Genomic DNA, 15,368 nt, shown 5'->3' on the forward strand with positions numbered 1-15,368 from the left:
TTCCTCAAGCGCCGCCTCGATGCCGCGACGCGGGTCTGTTCAGGCTGGTTCGTCGTTGAGTTTCTGCGCCAGTTCCTCGGGCGAACCCTGGAACTGCACCACACCGGTATCGATCACGCCTTCGACCATGGTGCTGACCACGCAACTGTCGGGGCTTTGCGCGTAGACACGCCCTCCCGCCGCGGCGATGGCCTTGCAGCCTTCCGCCGCGTCGTCGGACATGCCCGAGAAAATGATTGCCCCGGCACCCGCACCAAACCGCGAGGCGACATCCTCGAGCACGCGATCGATTGATGGCCGATAGGCTTGCGGCTCGCTCTGCGGCTGCAGCACGACCACACCGTTGAGGTCGACCAGCAGGCGCTGTTCGTTGGGCACGATCAGGACTTCACCGTGGCTCGCGCGGTCGCCATGCGCCGGTGTGCGTACGATCAGCGGCACTGCCCGCGCGAGTTGGCGCGTCATCGTCTCGACGAATTCATCGCCCAGATGCTGTGCCACGAGGAACAGCGCCGGATAACCCCGCGGCAAACCGGCCAGGAACTTGCGCACCGCATCGGGACCACCGATGGATGCGCCCAGAACCCAGACGCGCCGGATCTTGCCCGCGGGCGCGGAATCGGGATCGAGCCAGTTCTCGTGCGATGCTTTCTCGATCGCGACCGGTGCGACGACTTCCTCGAGTGGCACGAGTTCGAGCGAGAACAGGCTGTTGTCCGCAGTCGTGCTGGCCGGCGGTGCTTCGCCGCCCTCGGGCGCGAGGTATTCGGCCGCGGTCATCTTGTCGACGTGAACTTCAGCATCGGCCTTGATCGGCGGCGCGTCGGCGAGCACTTCATCGAGCAGTTCGTCGATCGACCATTGGCTCGCATCGCCGGTGGACGAGACCGCTTCGCCAGGGGCCAGCAATTCCACCGGCGGCGGCGGTGCATCGAAATCGAGATCGATGTCCATCGCGATGGTGTCATCGGCTGCGATAGGCTCAGCTTCGGGCGCCGGCTCGAGTCGTGGCTCGAGTACTTCACGCGAAGTCGGGATGGAATCCTCGAGCGTCAGTTCCTCGACGCCGAAATCTCCCGCCGCCTCCGCGCTTTCCAGCTCGATCGGTTCGATGCGCTCTGCCATGTCGGCGTCGACCAGGCTCAAACCTGCCGACGGAACCTCGCTCACCGGATCCAGCGGAGGCGGTGCGGCGTCGAGATCGTCGAAATCGAATGCGAATGCATCATCGTTCTGCAGAACGGCAGATTCCTGCGCCGGCTCAGGCGCTGGCGGCGCCGGTTCATCCAGCAGTGATTCGACATCGATGGATTCGGTTGAGGCGTCCGGTTGATCGATTGCGGTTGACTCGAGGCTCGGCGCAGGCTCGTCGAATGCGGCTAGCTCGATTTCCCGTGGCGGCGCGGGGACCGGCTCGGCGTCCTGCAACGACGCGGCAGGCGCCGGTACCGGCGCCTCCACCACGACTTCGGCCGGCGGAGTCGCTGCAACGGGCACCGGAATCGCCTCGGCGCCTTCGGGACGGGGCGGATGAATCTCGCCGTTGCCAAAGACTTTCGATGCGAGGTGCCGCATCCAGCGCGCCTGATCCCAACCCGACAATGCGCAACTCACGCCACCGTCATTGATCAGGACGCGGTAGCGTTCATCGTCGAGCAGGTCATAGACCTCGTCGAATTCCGCATTGTCGCCGTCGTCGAGATTGACGATGACGACACGCGCACCCGAGCGCTCCAACGCCTCGCGGCTGAAGGTGCTGGCAACACTCTCGTAAGCCACTTGCGCGCCCAGCGCATCGAGCGCAGCACGCAGATGCTCATTGCGCGTGGGCTTGTCGCTGAGCAGAGCGACATGGATCGGGTTCGACTCAGGCACGTTCACGCTTCAGGACTTCCTGTACGTTGCGCAGCAGATCGTCTTCCTGGTACGGCTTGCCGAGGTAGCGTTCGACACCGAGCTCGAGCGCGCGCTGACGGTGCTTCTCACCGGTACGCGAGGTGATCATGATGATCGGGATCTTGCGCAGACGCGCGTCGTTGCGCATGTAGGTCGCAAGCTCGTAACCGTCCATGCGCGGCATTTCGATGTCGAGCAGCAGCAAATCCGGAGTCACGTCCTGGAGCTTCTCCACCGCGTCCAGACCGTCCTTCGCGGTGGCGACTTCGTAGTCGGCGCGCTCAAGCACACGCGTGGTGACCTTGCGCATCGTGATCGAATCGTCGACCACCATGACCAAGGGATTAGCTCGAACCTCCTCGGCCTGCGGTGCGGCCGGCACCATGAATTCGGGCAGTTCATCGACTGCGCCTTCTTCGATGCGGGCACGCAGTGCGGCCAGGCGACGCACCAGTGGTGCGAGATCGAGAATCATCACCACCGAACCATCGCCCATGATGGTGGCGCCGAAGATGCCCGGAATCGAACTCAGCTGTGGACCAACCGATTTGACGACGATTTCACGCGATCCGACCACGCCATCGATGCGGATTGCGGCGCGCTGATCACCGGTGCGCGTCATCAGCAGCGGCACCTGCGTTTCCTCGCTGGCCACGTGAATGCGCGGCAGTCCGAGCAGATGCGACAGCTCGTAGATCGCGAATTCCTCGCCAGCGTACATGTGCCGCGCATCACCGGCAGCCAGACGCCGCTCCAGATCATCCTGCGCAATTCGGGCGACGCCCTGCACCGACGACATCGGAATCGCGTACTGATGCTCACCGAGCTTGATCAGGATGGCCTGCGTCACCGCCAGCGTGAAGGGCAGACGGATCGTGAACTGCGAACCCTTGCCACGCGTGGAGTCGATCGCCAGCGAACCACCAAGTTGCTTGATCTCGTTGTTGACGACATCCATGCCGACACCGCGGCCGGCAAGCTGGGTGACGTGCTCGGCGGTCGAAAAGCCGGTTTCGAGAATGAATCCGTACAGATCACGATCGGAAAGCTGCACATCGGGGCCAAGCAGACCGCGCTCGACGGCCTTGCGGCGGATCGCTTCGCGATCCATGCCACGGCCATCATCGCTGATTCGCAGCACGACTTCGGTGGCTTCGCGGGTAACCGCGATGTTGACGGTGCCTTCGGCAGGTTTGCCGTTTGATTCGCGATCGACGGGCGTCTCGATGCCGTGCGCGAGCGCGTTGCGCAGCATGTGCTCGAACGGCGCCTTCATGCGCTCGAGCAGGTTGCGATCCATTTCGCCGTGTGCACCTTCGACCGTGAGCTGGGCGCGCTTGCCCAGTTCCTGGGCCGCCTGACGGAGGGTTCGCCGCAGGTTCGGCACCATCGATTCGAACGGCACCATGCGCGTGCGCATGAGGCCTTCCTGCAATTCCGAACTGACGCGCGATTGTTGCAGAAGCAGGGTTTCCGACTGACGCGTCTGCTCATCGAGCAGGTTTTGAATCGACACCAAGTCCGAAACCGACTCGCTGAGTGCGCGCGACAACTGCTGCAACTGCGAGAAGCGATCGAGCTCGAGCGGATCGAAGGTGGTATCGGCGTCGTGCTGCTCGCGTTGGTAGCGCGCGATGATCTGCGCTTCGGTTTCGATCTCGAGCTTGCGCAGCTGCTCGCGCAGACGCGTGACGGTCTGATCGAGCTCGACGATGTTGGCGCGGAAACTCACCACCTGCTGCTCGAGCCGTGAACGGTAGATCGAGACTTCGCCCGCATTGTTGACCAACGCATCGAGCAGGTCGGAGCGCACGCGGATCATTTCCTGCGGCGCATGCGGAACCTCGTCGCGATCCATTGCGGTGAGGTGACGCGGACTCGGGCGCGCCGGAGCGTCGGTTGCGGGGGTGGGGGTCGCGGGGGCCGGCGCGGCGGGGCGCGCTTCCACGACCGGTGCTGCCGGTGCTTCCACTGCAGCCGCCGGGGCTGCCGGACGCGCCATGCCCGGAACCAGGGCATAGAGACGCTCGATCGCATTTGCCGGCATCGCGATCGCATTGCGTTGCGCGACGCGCTTGACCATCACGTGCAGGCGGTCGAAGCACCGCTCGAGTGTCTCGACGGAAGTGCGGTCGATCGCTACCCGGCCATCGCCGAGCGCATCGACCAGCGATTCCATCGCGTGGCTGAGGTCGCCGACCGGCGCCAGGCCAGCCATGCGCGCGCCACCCTTGAGCGTGTGCAGGTCGCGCTGGAGTGCAGCGATCAGCTCCGGATCCTGAGGCCGGCTGCGGAACTGCGCGACCACGCCATCAGAGTGGTCGAGGATGTCCGTGCCTTCGGCAACGAACACATCAAGCAGATCATCGTCGATGTCACCGAGCACCAGCGGACCATCGGGCTGGGGATCGTCGGCAAGCGGCGCGGCCGCCGCGCCGGTCAGGCCGGCTTCCACCAGGGGCGCGGCGACTTCGGACGCTGGCTCGGCGGCCACCACGGGCGGCGTGACGGCGGCAGGCTCGGGGACCGCCGCGGACTCATCGACAACAACCGCCACCGGTACCTCGGTGGCGACGGGCTCGGTTGCGAGCTCGACGACCTCGGCGCCTTCTTCGGATTTCTCCGGCACCGCGGATTCGAGCTTGATTTCTTCTGCGGCGCGTTCGAGCTCGGCGTGGTCGAACGCAAATTCGCCGAGGTCCAGCGCCACAGGTTCGGCTTCGACGGGTGTCGAGTCGCTCGCGGCCCCGAAGTCGGCAACCGCTTGATTGGCGATTTCATCGAGCTCGGCGAACGAAAGCTCGGAGCTGGCTGCCGGCTCGGCGTCCGGTGTCGACTCCACCGCTGACTCATCCGGCGTGTCGGCAATCGCGAGCTCGCTGCCATCGGTGTACCAGGGCATGTCGACCGACGGCTCGGGAACGGCATCGCGCAACTGCACGGCACGCAAGGCCAGTTCTGCCGAGTCCGGCAAGGGGCCGGAATTCGTTGCCAAGCGCCCCATTACCTCGCGCGCAAGCGCGGAGGTATCACGCAGCACCGCCAGGCCAATGGGCGAGACCGGCTCCTGCGCAGCACGCAGATGCTTGACGTAGGTCTCCAGCGGCGCAAGGACATCACACAGCTGGGAGATCTGCACCGTCACCACGGCACCGTGGAAGGTGTGAACTGCGCGCAGCAACGGCTCGGTCACCGCCGCCGCATGCGGATCGGCGCTGGCGAGGAAATCATCGATCACGCGCACGTGACTGGCGACTTCTGTCTGCAGGATGTCGAGCAACACCGGGTCGATCGTTGGCAACGGACTCGGCGTGATGATCGGCGAGACGGGTCCGCCAAATGCGCGTTCGACTTCAAGCGGCGCCTGCTGCTCGAACACGGGTGCTGCCGGCTTGGGCGCGGGAACACGGCGGCGCACGACCCGTCGCACCACCTGGCCACCCGCGGCCGGCGCATCCGGAATCCGGGCATCCTCACCCGCAGCAAGCCGATCAGCGGTGTCCATGATCGCGTTCACGCGAAAACCATCGACTTGATTGCCACGCAAGGCGCCAAGCAGATCCTGTACGGAGGCAAGCGCGCGATCGATGATGTCGACCACCGCGGGACCGGGTGCGATGCTGCGGTCGAGCACGCGGTTGAGCATGTTCTCGACCTTCCAGCTGAATTCACCGAGCGCCGTCGCGCCGACCAGTCGCCCCGAACCCTTGAGCGTGTGGAATGAACGGCGGATCGGCGTCAGCTGGTCGAGGTTGGAAGTATCGGCCTTCCAATGCGGCACCTGCTGGGTGAGGTTGCTGATTTCCTCACTGACTTCTTCGAGGAAGATCTCGCGGATGTCATCGTCGATTTCATCGCCGGCCTTGGCGGTGAAACCCACCGGCAGATATTCGACTGCAGCGGGCGCCTGTTCCTCGACTTCTTCTTCGACTTCAATCCACTGCTCGGCAGCATCCTCACCGCTTTCGGCAGGCGCGCTCGACTCGGTCGGTGCCAGTCGCATGCCGGTGACATCGTGCGCTTCGGGCTCGACCGGGCGTGATTGGCCAACCACGAGATCGCCGAGGTCCCGCCCGGGCAGCACTTCGACGACAGGCATTGGTTGCGCCGGCGGCTCCGGACTGTGCACGATCGGCGCTTTTGCGGGCACTTCCACCGCCGCCCCGGCTGTAGCAGATGCCGCGTCGGCCTGCACAAGGGAATCCTGCGGAATCGACGCCAGATTGCTGGTTTCGGCGGCTCGCGCCTCGGCCACCGACAGTGGCCAGTAGCCCAGTCCCTGCAGACTGTCGCGGGCGACATCGAGGATGGCATCGCGGTTGCGCCGGTGTTCGCGCGTCGCTTCGAGATAGTACTCGATCGCCGTCAGGGCATCGGCGAGCTTGTCCATTTGCTCGGTGGTCGGAACCCGGCGATGGATCAGCAGTTCGGTGCGTACGAAATGCACGACTGCGGTGACCAGGGCGCCGGCATCGGCAAGATCGAGCATGCGCAATGCGCCGGCGATCTGCTCGAGCAGTTCGGGAATGCGCACGACGCGTGCGTGATCCCAAGGCGACTCGACGAAGGCAATGATGTCCTGCTTGGCCTGCTGCAGGTTGACGCTGGCCTCGCGGATCAAGGCTTCGAGCACGCGCCGGCTCTCGGCCTTGGGCAAGGTCAGCTCACCAGCCACTTCCTCCTCGCTCGGTGCTTCCCCGAGCCGCTCGATATGGTCATCGAGCGAGGCTTCGACATAGAGCAAGGCGCCGGCCACATCGAGCAAGGCGCCCTCGTCGACGGCACGCTGCCCGCGCCCCATCTGTTCGAGCACTTCGCGCTGCTCGCCCACAACGCGCCGCGGCACGCCCAGGCCCAACATGCCCAGCGTGTCACCGACGCGGTTGAGCATCTCGGCTTGCGTGCTCAACTCGTTGGGATCGGCGCTCTGGCCACGCAGGAAAATGTCCAACGCTTCCTTGACGCGCAACAGATCGTCCTTGATCGCGCCGGCAACGGTGTCGAGCAGGGCGCGATTGCGACCGGCCATCGAACCTTGCGCATGTTGCAATTCAGCCGAAGTCGGCAGCAAGGCTGCCAGATGGTAGGCGTTGCGGATGTCGGCGACGCGCTTGCTGGTAACCTTGGTCGCATCGGCCTGAGCGACGTAATAGAGCAGGTTCTTGACCAGCTCGCGCGGCGGCTTGGCAGCAAACGCGGACTCACCCAGCTCCGCGAGGCGATGGATCTCGCGATCCACGCGGCCAAGCAACAATTTCACCGCCGCACTCGAACCCAAGCCACCTTCAGCGATGCATTCGGCCATGCCAGCGGCCGCCCACCACGCGCGCCGTGGTTCGACATCGTGGCAAAGCGTGCGCAGGCGATCGAGCACTTCGCACAGCCGACGCAGATGCTCGGAGGCCGATTCATCGCGAAACCATTTGAGCAGAGCGGCCTGGAAGGCCAGGCGCAGCCGCAGGGTCTGCGCGCGCAAATCCGCAGCCGGCAACGGCGCCGCAGCGCCCGCGGCACTGCCCGGAAGCGGAGCCCCCATGTCCGGCGAGAACAAGGCCGATTCGCTGAGCAGGTTCTCGCCGAGCACGGCGCGCAGATCATTGAGCAAAGGCAACAGGACGATCGGAATGTCCTTGTGGCCGCTCTGCAGGCGTTCGAGGTAGTCCGGCAACTGCACCATGCCGCGCATGAGCACGGAGTAGGCCTCGTCGCGCTGACGCACCGTATCGGCCAGAAGCGCTTCGGCGATGCGCTCCATGTTTTCCACGACCATTGCCGCGCCGTACAGCTCGACCATGCGCAAGGTGCCCTGCACCTGGTGCAGGCTATGCGCGCATTCGCGCAGAGACTCGGTCTGTCCGGGGTCTTCGACATGGCGTTCGAGCGCCTCGCTGGCCTGTGCCAGAGTGGCATCGAGTGCCGGTTTGACCCAGCTCAGCGCGGTGAAGGCGCCATCGTCATAAAGTTTCATGCGATCAACCTCGACGGCAGCGCCATCGGCGATGTCTGCACGCCGTCCCGGCGTGCAGTGGTGGTGCAGAGGGGCGGTTGGCGCCTTCTCATCTCGTGGTTCAACCCGGCAGTTTGAAGTCGGCGACCGAACGACGCAGGTTCGCTGCGAGCTGGGCCAGATTGCCGATCGATTCTGCCGTTTGGCTGGCACCGACCGAAGTCTGCGAGGTGATCTCCTGAATGACGTTCATCGTCGAGGAAATATTGGTCGCCGCCGCTGACTGCTGGCGCGCCGAAGTGGAGATGCCCTGAATCAGCGTCGCCAAACTGTTCGACACGTTTTCGATTTCGCCCAGCGCCTGACCGGCGTCCTCGGCGCGACGGGCGCCCGACACCACCTCGGAGGTGGTCTGCTCCATCGAACTGACCGCCTCGTTGGTATCGGACTGAATCGTCTGCACCAGGGTTTCGATTCGCTTGGTCGCACCCGATGCGCGTTCGGCCAGCCGCTGAACTTCGTCGGCAACCACCGCGAAGCCACGACCGGCCTCACCGGCAGAGGCCGCCTGAATCGCGGCATTGAGTGCGAGGATGTTGGTCTGCTCGGAGAGGTCGTTGATGAGTTCGACGATCGCACCGATTTCCTGCGACGACTCACCCAGGCGCTTGATGCGCTTGGAGGTTTCCTGGATCTGGTCGCGGATCGAGTCCATGCCTTCGATGGTCTGGCGCACGACCTGCGCGCCATTGGCGGCGATCTGCACCGAGCGTTGCGCCACGTCGGCGCTTTCGGCGGAATTCTTCGACACCGTGTCGATAGACCGAGCCATCTCGTTGATCGCGACCGAAGCAGAGCTGATCTGTCGCGCCTGATGTTGCGCGGCGTCAGCCAGACCCATCGCGGTCGACTGGGTTTCCTGTGCGGCGGTCGATACCTGCACCGCGGTTTCGTTGATCGTCGTCACCAGGCTGCGCAAGGCTTCGACGGCAAAGTTGACCGAGTCGGCAATCGCGCCGGTGATGTCCTCGGTGACGGTGGCCTTTACGGTGAGATCACCTTCGGCGAGCGAACCCATTTCATCGAGCAGGCGCAGAATCGCGTCCTGATTGCGCTGGTTGAGTTCATTGGTCGCCTGCAGGCGACGGCGTTGTTCGCGGAACAGATTCATGCCCAGGAACAGCAGCAGGAGCATCGCGCCGGCGGCAGCAGCCGCACCGATGATCGGATTGGCGAGCGGCCGCTTGCTCGACAGGCCATCGACGAGACCGGCGACTCGCGCCGCCCTGAGCAGCACGTCCTGTGAATCCAGCGATGCCTTGTCCGCGGAATCCTTGGCCGACTGCAAGCTGTCGGCTGCATTGAGGATCGTGGTGAGCGGATCGTTGACCGCCGTCCATTGCTGACCGACGTCTTCGACGATCTGCTTGGCCGCGGCGTTCTCGAGCGGCTTGATGTTGAGTTCCGGCGCGCCACTGATGAGGCCGGTGACCACCGCCTGATAGAGGCGCGAGTCGCGCTGCAGGCCGTCGGCCGAGGATTGCGTGTCGGTGCCGCCAGCAAGGATCTTGGTGACGCGACCGCCCATGCGGTCGGCCAGCTGCATCTGGCGCGAGGCGACATACACCTGCAGCCCACTTGCGTTCTTGTCGGTCAGGATGTTGACGACTTCGCTCATGCGCGAATTGAGCCCCGAGAGCTTTTCGCCGAAATCCTTGGCACTGGTGTTGGCGCTGAGGATCACGTTCTTGTTGTCGAGGATGTTCTTGGCGTCGGCCCGCAGCATGCCCCAGGCCTTGGTCAGATCGGCCAAGGTCGGCGCCACGCTGGCTTCACCGGTATAGCTGGGCATCCGGGTCTCTTTCGGATCACCCTTGTTGAGCGCGTTGACGTACTTGTCCATGTTGGCGCTGGTGACTTCCAGCTCCTGGAACGCGTTCTCGTTGCCGCCCGCCGCCTCGGCCGCGAATTTGGCCAGCTGCTGCGAGGACACCTGGATCTGCGTGGTGAACGCGATCGCCTGTCGATCCTGTGCGTTCTTGAAGAAGAGAAACGCGAATTCGGCAATCGCGATCAGGAACAGCAATCCGAGCAGGACGAACAGGACGGTGTTGGCGCGGCCGCGCTCACTGCCTGTTCCACTCATCGTTGTACTCACACTTCACCCCCTGTTGCGTCTTGCCGCGATGCTGACGTGCCTGCCGGCACGCTCATGCCGCCGCCTGCTGGAATTGGGCGCTGCGCACCAGCGCCGCCATGCTGAACAAGCCCCACTGGATGTCGCCGAGCTGCACCCGCTCACCGACATACGGCGCGTAATGGTCATCGGTTTCGCCGCTGGCCTCGGCCAGCTGGTTCTCACCAAAACTGCGCTGGCCGAGCACTTCGTCGACCAGCAGACCAATGCTGCCACCAACCTGGCGCACGATCAGGATGCGTGTGCTGTCGCTGGTCTGACTGCGTGCGCCGAGAATGAAATCGCGCAGGTCCACCACCGGCACGAGGTTGCCGCGCACATTGGCGATGCCAAGCAGCCATGTCTTGGCGCCGGGCACGCCGGTCAGCGGCGGCAGGGTGAGGATTTCGTTGACTTCGGCAATGGGACTGACGAAATGGCGATCGCCGATGCGGTAGCCGATGCCGCGCCACAGGCCGGCGGCCTCGACTTGCTCGGGCGCACCAGCCACGTGGGCGAGACTGCGCTGCTCATAGGCAGCAAGGATTTCGTAGGGCGTTGCAAACACATCCGGGCGGCTCATGATGACCTCGCGCCCGTGATTCCGCAGGCGCAGCCGCACGCGCGTGACCACTGCGCGTTCGTCGACGCTCCACCTGCTTCGGATTTCCACATGTTCGCCACCTGTCTCCCCCTTTGTTCGACTGGCAACTTGATCAGGCACGCTCGACGTAGCGCCTAATCGCGCCGAGCAGTTCCTCTCTGGTGAATGGTTTGGTCAGATACTGCTCGGAACCGACGATGCGTCCGCGTGCCTTGTCGAACAGGCCGTCCTTCGACGACAGCATGATCACCGGCGTGTTCTTGAACAATTGGTTGTTCTTGATCAGCGCGCAGGTCTGATAGCCATCCAGCCGCGGCATCATGATGTCGACGAAGATGATCTGCGGCTGCTGGTCGGAGATCTTGGCCAGCGCCTCGAAGCCGTCGACGGCCGTAACCACGTCGCAGCCCTCCTTGCGCAGCAAGGTTTCGGCCGTGCGGCGGATGGTCTTTGAGTCATCGATGACCATGACCTTGATGCCGGTCAGTCCCCCGTCTTTTGTGTCGTCCACCTGCCCCCCTTGCCGCCCGACGCCAGTCTGAATCGATTCGGGCGCGATAGATGCGCGTCCCGTTCGACATGCAATTGACATGCCCACAGCGTCACGCCCTCAACCTGCGACGCGCCGCTGCCCATTCTTGCTTGTGTCGTTATCCACCATGCTCGGCGAAGCTGTCAAGTTATTGCGCTAAGTGTCCGATATAGCGCAAATTGACCGCACTTGACGGCCCTGCGGCGCCGGCCGCCAGATCAGCCGCCGGACCCTGAAAAGTGACTTTCATGGCGATTCGCACAGGGCCGATCGGTGCAGTGATCGACGCATTGTGACGCGGCACCGGTCATCACTGCACAGGCCGTGCCGGCTATGCTCCTCCTGTTCCAGCTCCGGATGACCCCATGCCTGCCACCCTTGCCGTACTGATGGATCCGATCGCGGCGATCCATCCCGCCAAGGACACCACCCTGGCGCTGCTGCTGGAAGCCCAGCGGCGCGGCTATGCCTTGCTGTATGCAACGCAGGACGCGCTGGCGATCCGCGACGGGCAGGCCTGGGGCCGCCTCGCCCCGCTCACGGTGCGCGACGATGCGCGCGATTGGTTTTCGCTGCAACCGGCAACATGGCGTCCGCTGGTGGGGATCGAGGTGGTCCTCGCGCGCAAGGATCCGCCGGTCGACGCCCAATTCCTGTACGACACCATGGTGCTTGAGCTGGCCCAGGCCTCCGGCGTGCAGGTGGTCAATGACCCACGCGGCCTGCGTGATGCCAATGAGAAGCTGTTCGCACTGCGCTTTCCGCAGTGCTGCGCGCCGACGCTGGTCGCGCGCGAGGCTGCCGAACTCAAGCGTTTCGTGGCCGCGCAGGGCGAAGTCGTGCTCAAGCCACTCGACGGCATGGGTGGGCGCAGCATCTTTCGCTCGCGCCACGGCGACCCCAACCTCAACGTTATTCTGGAAACCCTGACCGCCAACGGCACAGCCTTTGCGATCGCGCAGAAGTTCATTCCCGAGATCAGCGCGGGCGACAAGCGCATCCTCATGATCGACGGCGAACCCATACCCTATGCGCTCGCTCGCGTGCCGCAAGGCGATGATTTCCGCGGCAACCTTGCCGCCGGCGGCAAGGGTCTGGGCGTGCCGCTTTCCGAGCGCGACCGCTGGATTGCCGCGCAGGTCGGCCCGGAACTGGTGCGCCGCGGCCTGCGCTTCGTCGGTCTGGACGTGATCGGCGACTGGCTCACCGAAGTCAACGTCACCTCACCCACCTGCGCCAGGGAGCTCGACACGCAGTTCGGGCTCAACATCGCCGGGCTGCTGTTCGACCGGCTGGCGGCGGGAGCGTCGGCGCGATGAGGGACGCGACCACCGGCAGCGGCGATCGCCTCGGCGTCACCTTGCTGTTTTCGATCGTCGCCCATGCGGTGATTGCGCTCGGCGTGGTGTTCGAGTTCGAGAAGGTCACGCCGCCGCTGCCGGCGCTCGATGTGATTCTTGTGCAGTCGGCCAACCGCGAGAAACCCGAGCAGGCCGATTTCATCGCGCAGGCCAGCAACAGCGGCGGTGGCGAGTCCGACAAGGCCCACCGCCCGGCCCAGCCGCTGTCGGGCCCCTTGCCCAAGTCGACCCCGGGCATTGCGCCCGTGCCACTCGACGATGGCGCACCGCAACCTTCGACGGCGGCACCGACGCGATTGCTCACGCAACGCACGTCCAGCTACGGCGTACCCAATCAGGAAGAAGCGCCACAGGCCCAATCGCAGCCCGACCGACCCTTCGCCGAAACCGAGCAGCGCCGGCTGGAAATGGCCCGTCTTGCGCAAGAAGTGCGGCGCGAATCCGAGCAATACGCCAAACGCCCCAAGCGCAAATACATTTCGGCCAACACCAAGGAATACGAATTCGCCGCCTACATGCGCGCCTGGGTCGCCCGCATCGAACGGATCGGCAACCTCAACTATCCCGACGAGGCGCGTCGCCGCCAGTTGCATGGCCAGCTCGTGCTCACCGTCGGCATTCAGCGCGACGGCAGCATCAAGAGCATCGACATCATCCAGTCCAGCGGCCACAAGGTGCTCGATGACGCCGCCATCCGCATCACGCGATTGGCCGAGCCGTTCCCGCCGCTGCCCGAGAGCAGGGAAAAGGTCGACGAACTGTACATATCGCGCACCTGGCAATTCCTGCCCGGCGACATCCTGCGCAATCGCTGAACACGGTCGTGCCTGCGCATCAGCGGCGCCCGACCACGGGCGCGGGCTGCCGTACAATCCCCCCATGGCCGCCTCGCCCCTGACCAACCAGTTCCTGATCGCCATGCCCGGCCTGCGCGACCCGACCTTTGCGCGCGGCGTCGCCTTCCTGTGCCAGCACGGCGAGGATGGCGCGATGGGTCTCATGATCAATCGCCTTTCCGAGTATCGACTCGGCGACGTGCTCGCGCAGATGAACCTGCAATCGGACCTCAGCGAGGTCATCGACGCTCCGGTGCTCATTGGCGGCCCGGTACAACCCGAACGCGGCTTCGTGCTGCACACGCCCGGCGGCAACTGGGAATCATCATTCCCGATTTCCGAGCAGATCAGCGTCACCACCTCGCGCGACATTCTGATCGCAATTGCCGCAGGCAGCGGGCCACGGCATGCCCTGGTCGCGCTCGGCTATTCGGGCTGGAGTCCGGGCCAGCTGGAACAGGAAATCGTCGACAACCACTGGCTGACCGCACCCGCCGATGAAGGCTTGCTGTTCGAGACCCCGCTCGACGAGCGTTGGCAGGCCGCGGCCCATCTGGTCGGCGTCAACCTGTCGCGTCTGGCCAGCCATGCCGGCCACGCCTGACGGCCCGATCCTCGCATTCGACGTGGGTTCGCGTCGCATCGGCATTGCCATCGGCCATCCGCTCGGCGGCGGCGCCCGCGCATTGCGCACACTCACCAGCGATGACTGGGACGGGATCGATGCCCTCGTCGCCGACTGGCAACCGCAGGCACTCGTGGTCGGCTTGCCGCTTGCGCTCGATGGCGCCGAGCAACCGATGAGCCGCCGCGCGCGCGAATTCGCCCGCGCGCTCGAAAAGCGCTATGCCCGCCCGGTGCATCTGGCCGACGAACGCGGCACTTCGCAGGAAGCCGCACGTCGCTTCGCGCACCACAGGGCCGCAGGCGCAGCGCGGCGCAGCGATGCTGCTGAACTCGACGCGCTGGCCGCCGCGGTGATTCTCGACCAATGGCTCGCCAGCAGCCAATGACCCAGCCGGAACAGCCATGACCACCGATCAACAACTGGCCGCCACGGGCCGTTTGCGACACCTGATCACGCTCGATGGCCTGCCGCGGGCACGCATCGAGAGCCTGCTCGACGAGGCCGCGCATTTGCGCCGGCTCTGGCAGCAGCAACATGTGCTTCCGCAAAGCCTGGCTGGACGTACCGTTGTCAACTTGTTCTTCGAGGCCTCCACGCGCACGCGCACCAGCTTCGACCTCGCTGCGCGACGTCTCGGCGCCCTGGTGGTGAACTTCGACATCGCCAGTTCCTCGACCAGCAAAGGGGAATCCACCGAAGACACGCTGGCCACGCTCGAAGCGATGGACGCCGATGCCTTCGTCGTGCGTCACAAGGAAAACGGCACGCCGGCACAACTGGCCGCGCAGGCGCGACGTGCGGCGATCCTCAATGCCGGCGACGGCAACCGCGCGCACCCAACCCAGGGCCTGCTCGATCTGCTCACGATCCGCGACCGCAAGGGCCGCGTCGACGGTCTCAACGTGGTGATCTGCGGCGACATCCGCCATTCACGCGTGGCACGCTCGGACGTTCACGGCCTGCGCGCGCTCGGCGCGGCCTCGATTCGCCTGTGTGGTCCGGCGCCCCTGCTGCCCGATGCCGGCGAATTCGAGCACTGCTCGCTCGATGAGGACTTCGACGCCGCGCTCGGTGGCGCCGACGTCGTGATCATGCTGCGCATCCAGCGCGAGCGCATCGAAGACCTGCCTGATCTCGACAGTACCGGTTACCACGCCCGCTACGGACTGACCGCCAGCCGTCTGGCGCGCGCGCACCGCGACGCCTTGGTGATGCATCCGGGGCCGATCAATCGCGGGGTGGAAATCGATTCGGTGGTCGCCGATGGCGTGCAATCGGCGATCCTCGACCAAGTCGCCAATGGCGTATTCGTGCGCATGGCCGTGCTCAAGCAATTGCTCGAACCTTGATTTGCACAGCGCGGCGGGCACCCTGGCCGTACTTTATCG

Annotated in this window: 10 protein-coding genes; 5 read left to right on the top strand and 5 right to left on the bottom strand. The window is 64.9% G+C overall.

Annotation, left to right across the window (positions count from 1 at the left end; all coding sequences use genetic code 11):
* Positions 1 to 39: 39 nt before the first annotated feature.
* The 5 genes from KF759_RS10860 to KF759_RS10880 form a co-directional block, all read right to left on the bottom strand.
* The gene (locus KF759_RS10860) at positions 40 to 1,881 is read right to left on the bottom strand and encodes a chemotaxis protein CheB (protein ID WP_291225343.1); all 1,842 of its coding nucleotides are present in this window, start codon (positions 1,879 to 1,881) and stop codon (positions 40 to 42) included.
* The gene (locus KF759_RS10865) at positions 1,868 to 7,864 is read right to left on the bottom strand and encodes an Hpt domain-containing protein (RefSeq protein ID WP_291225345.1); all 5,997 of its coding nucleotides are present in this window, start codon (positions 7,862 to 7,864) and stop codon (positions 1,868 to 1,870) included. The genes KF759_RS10860 and KF759_RS10865 overlap by 14 nt, the downstream gene beginning before the upstream one ends.
* 100 nt (positions 7,865 to 7,964) lie before the next feature.
* A complete protein-coding gene (locus tag KF759_RS10870) occupies positions 7,965 to 9,989 on the bottom strand; it encodes a methyl-accepting chemotaxis protein (protein WP_291225347.1) in 2,025 nt (674 codons plus the stop codon).
* Between the two features lie 64 nt (positions 9,990 to 10,053).
* Positions 10,054 to 10,602: a chemotaxis protein CheW gene (locus tag KF759_RS10875; RefSeq protein WP_291225349.1), complete on the bottom strand. Its 549-nt coding sequence runs from the start codon at positions 10,600 to 10,602 to the stop codon at positions 10,054 to 10,056.
* Positions 10,603 to 10,735: 133 nt separating this feature from the next.
* Complete coding sequence (locus KF759_RS10880; protein ID WP_291225386.1) at positions 10,736 to 11,092, bottom strand: response regulator; 357 nt, start codon at positions 11,090 to 11,092, stop codon at positions 10,736 to 10,738.
* Between the two features lie 428 nt (positions 11,093 to 11,520).
* On the opposite strand from KF759_RS10880, the gene gshB reads away from it, so the two are divergent.
* The 5 genes from gshB to KF759_RS10905 all read left to right on the top strand — a co-directional run bounded on the left by gshB (position 11,521) and on the right by KF759_RS10905 (position 15,329).
* Positions 11,521 to 12,474, top strand: coding sequence for a glutathione synthase (gene gshB / locus KF759_RS10885; RefSeq protein ID WP_291225351.1), 954 nt, complete (start codon positions 11,521 to 11,523; stop codon positions 12,472 to 12,474).
* Positions 12,471 to 13,331, top strand: a complete 861-nt coding sequence (locus KF759_RS10890) for an energy transducer TonB (RefSeq protein WP_291225353.1) — start codon at positions 12,471 to 12,473, stop codon at positions 13,329 to 13,331. Before gshB ends, KF759_RS10890 begins: the two co-directional genes overlap by 4 nt.
* A 64-nt stretch (positions 13,332 to 13,395) precedes the next feature.
* Positions 13,396 to 13,956, top strand: a complete 561-nt coding sequence (locus KF759_RS10895; RefSeq protein WP_291225355.1) for a YqgE/AlgH family protein — start codon at positions 13,396 to 13,398, stop codon at positions 13,954 to 13,956.
* Positions 13,940 to 14,365 carry a Holliday junction resolvase RuvX gene (gene ruvX / locus KF759_RS10900; protein WP_291225357.1) on the top strand — a complete coding sequence of 142 codons (426 nt, stop codon included), beginning with the start codon at positions 13,940 to 13,942 and terminating at the stop codon, positions 14,363 to 14,365. Before KF759_RS10895 ends, ruvX begins: the two co-directional genes overlap by 17 nt.
* A 16-nt stretch (positions 14,366 to 14,381) precedes the next feature.
* Entirely contained in the window at positions 14,382 to 15,329 is a 948-nt protein-coding gene (locus KF759_RS10905; protein ID WP_291225359.1) for an aspartate carbamoyltransferase catalytic subunit, read from the top strand.
* Positions 15,330 to 15,368: the final 39 nt, after the last annotated feature.

Origin of the sequence: Dokdonella sp. (assembly GCF_019634815.1) — a bacterium.
In the GTDB taxonomy this organism is placed as follows: domain Bacteria; phylum Pseudomonadota; class Gammaproteobacteria; order Xanthomonadales; family Rhodanobacteraceae; genus Dokdonella_A.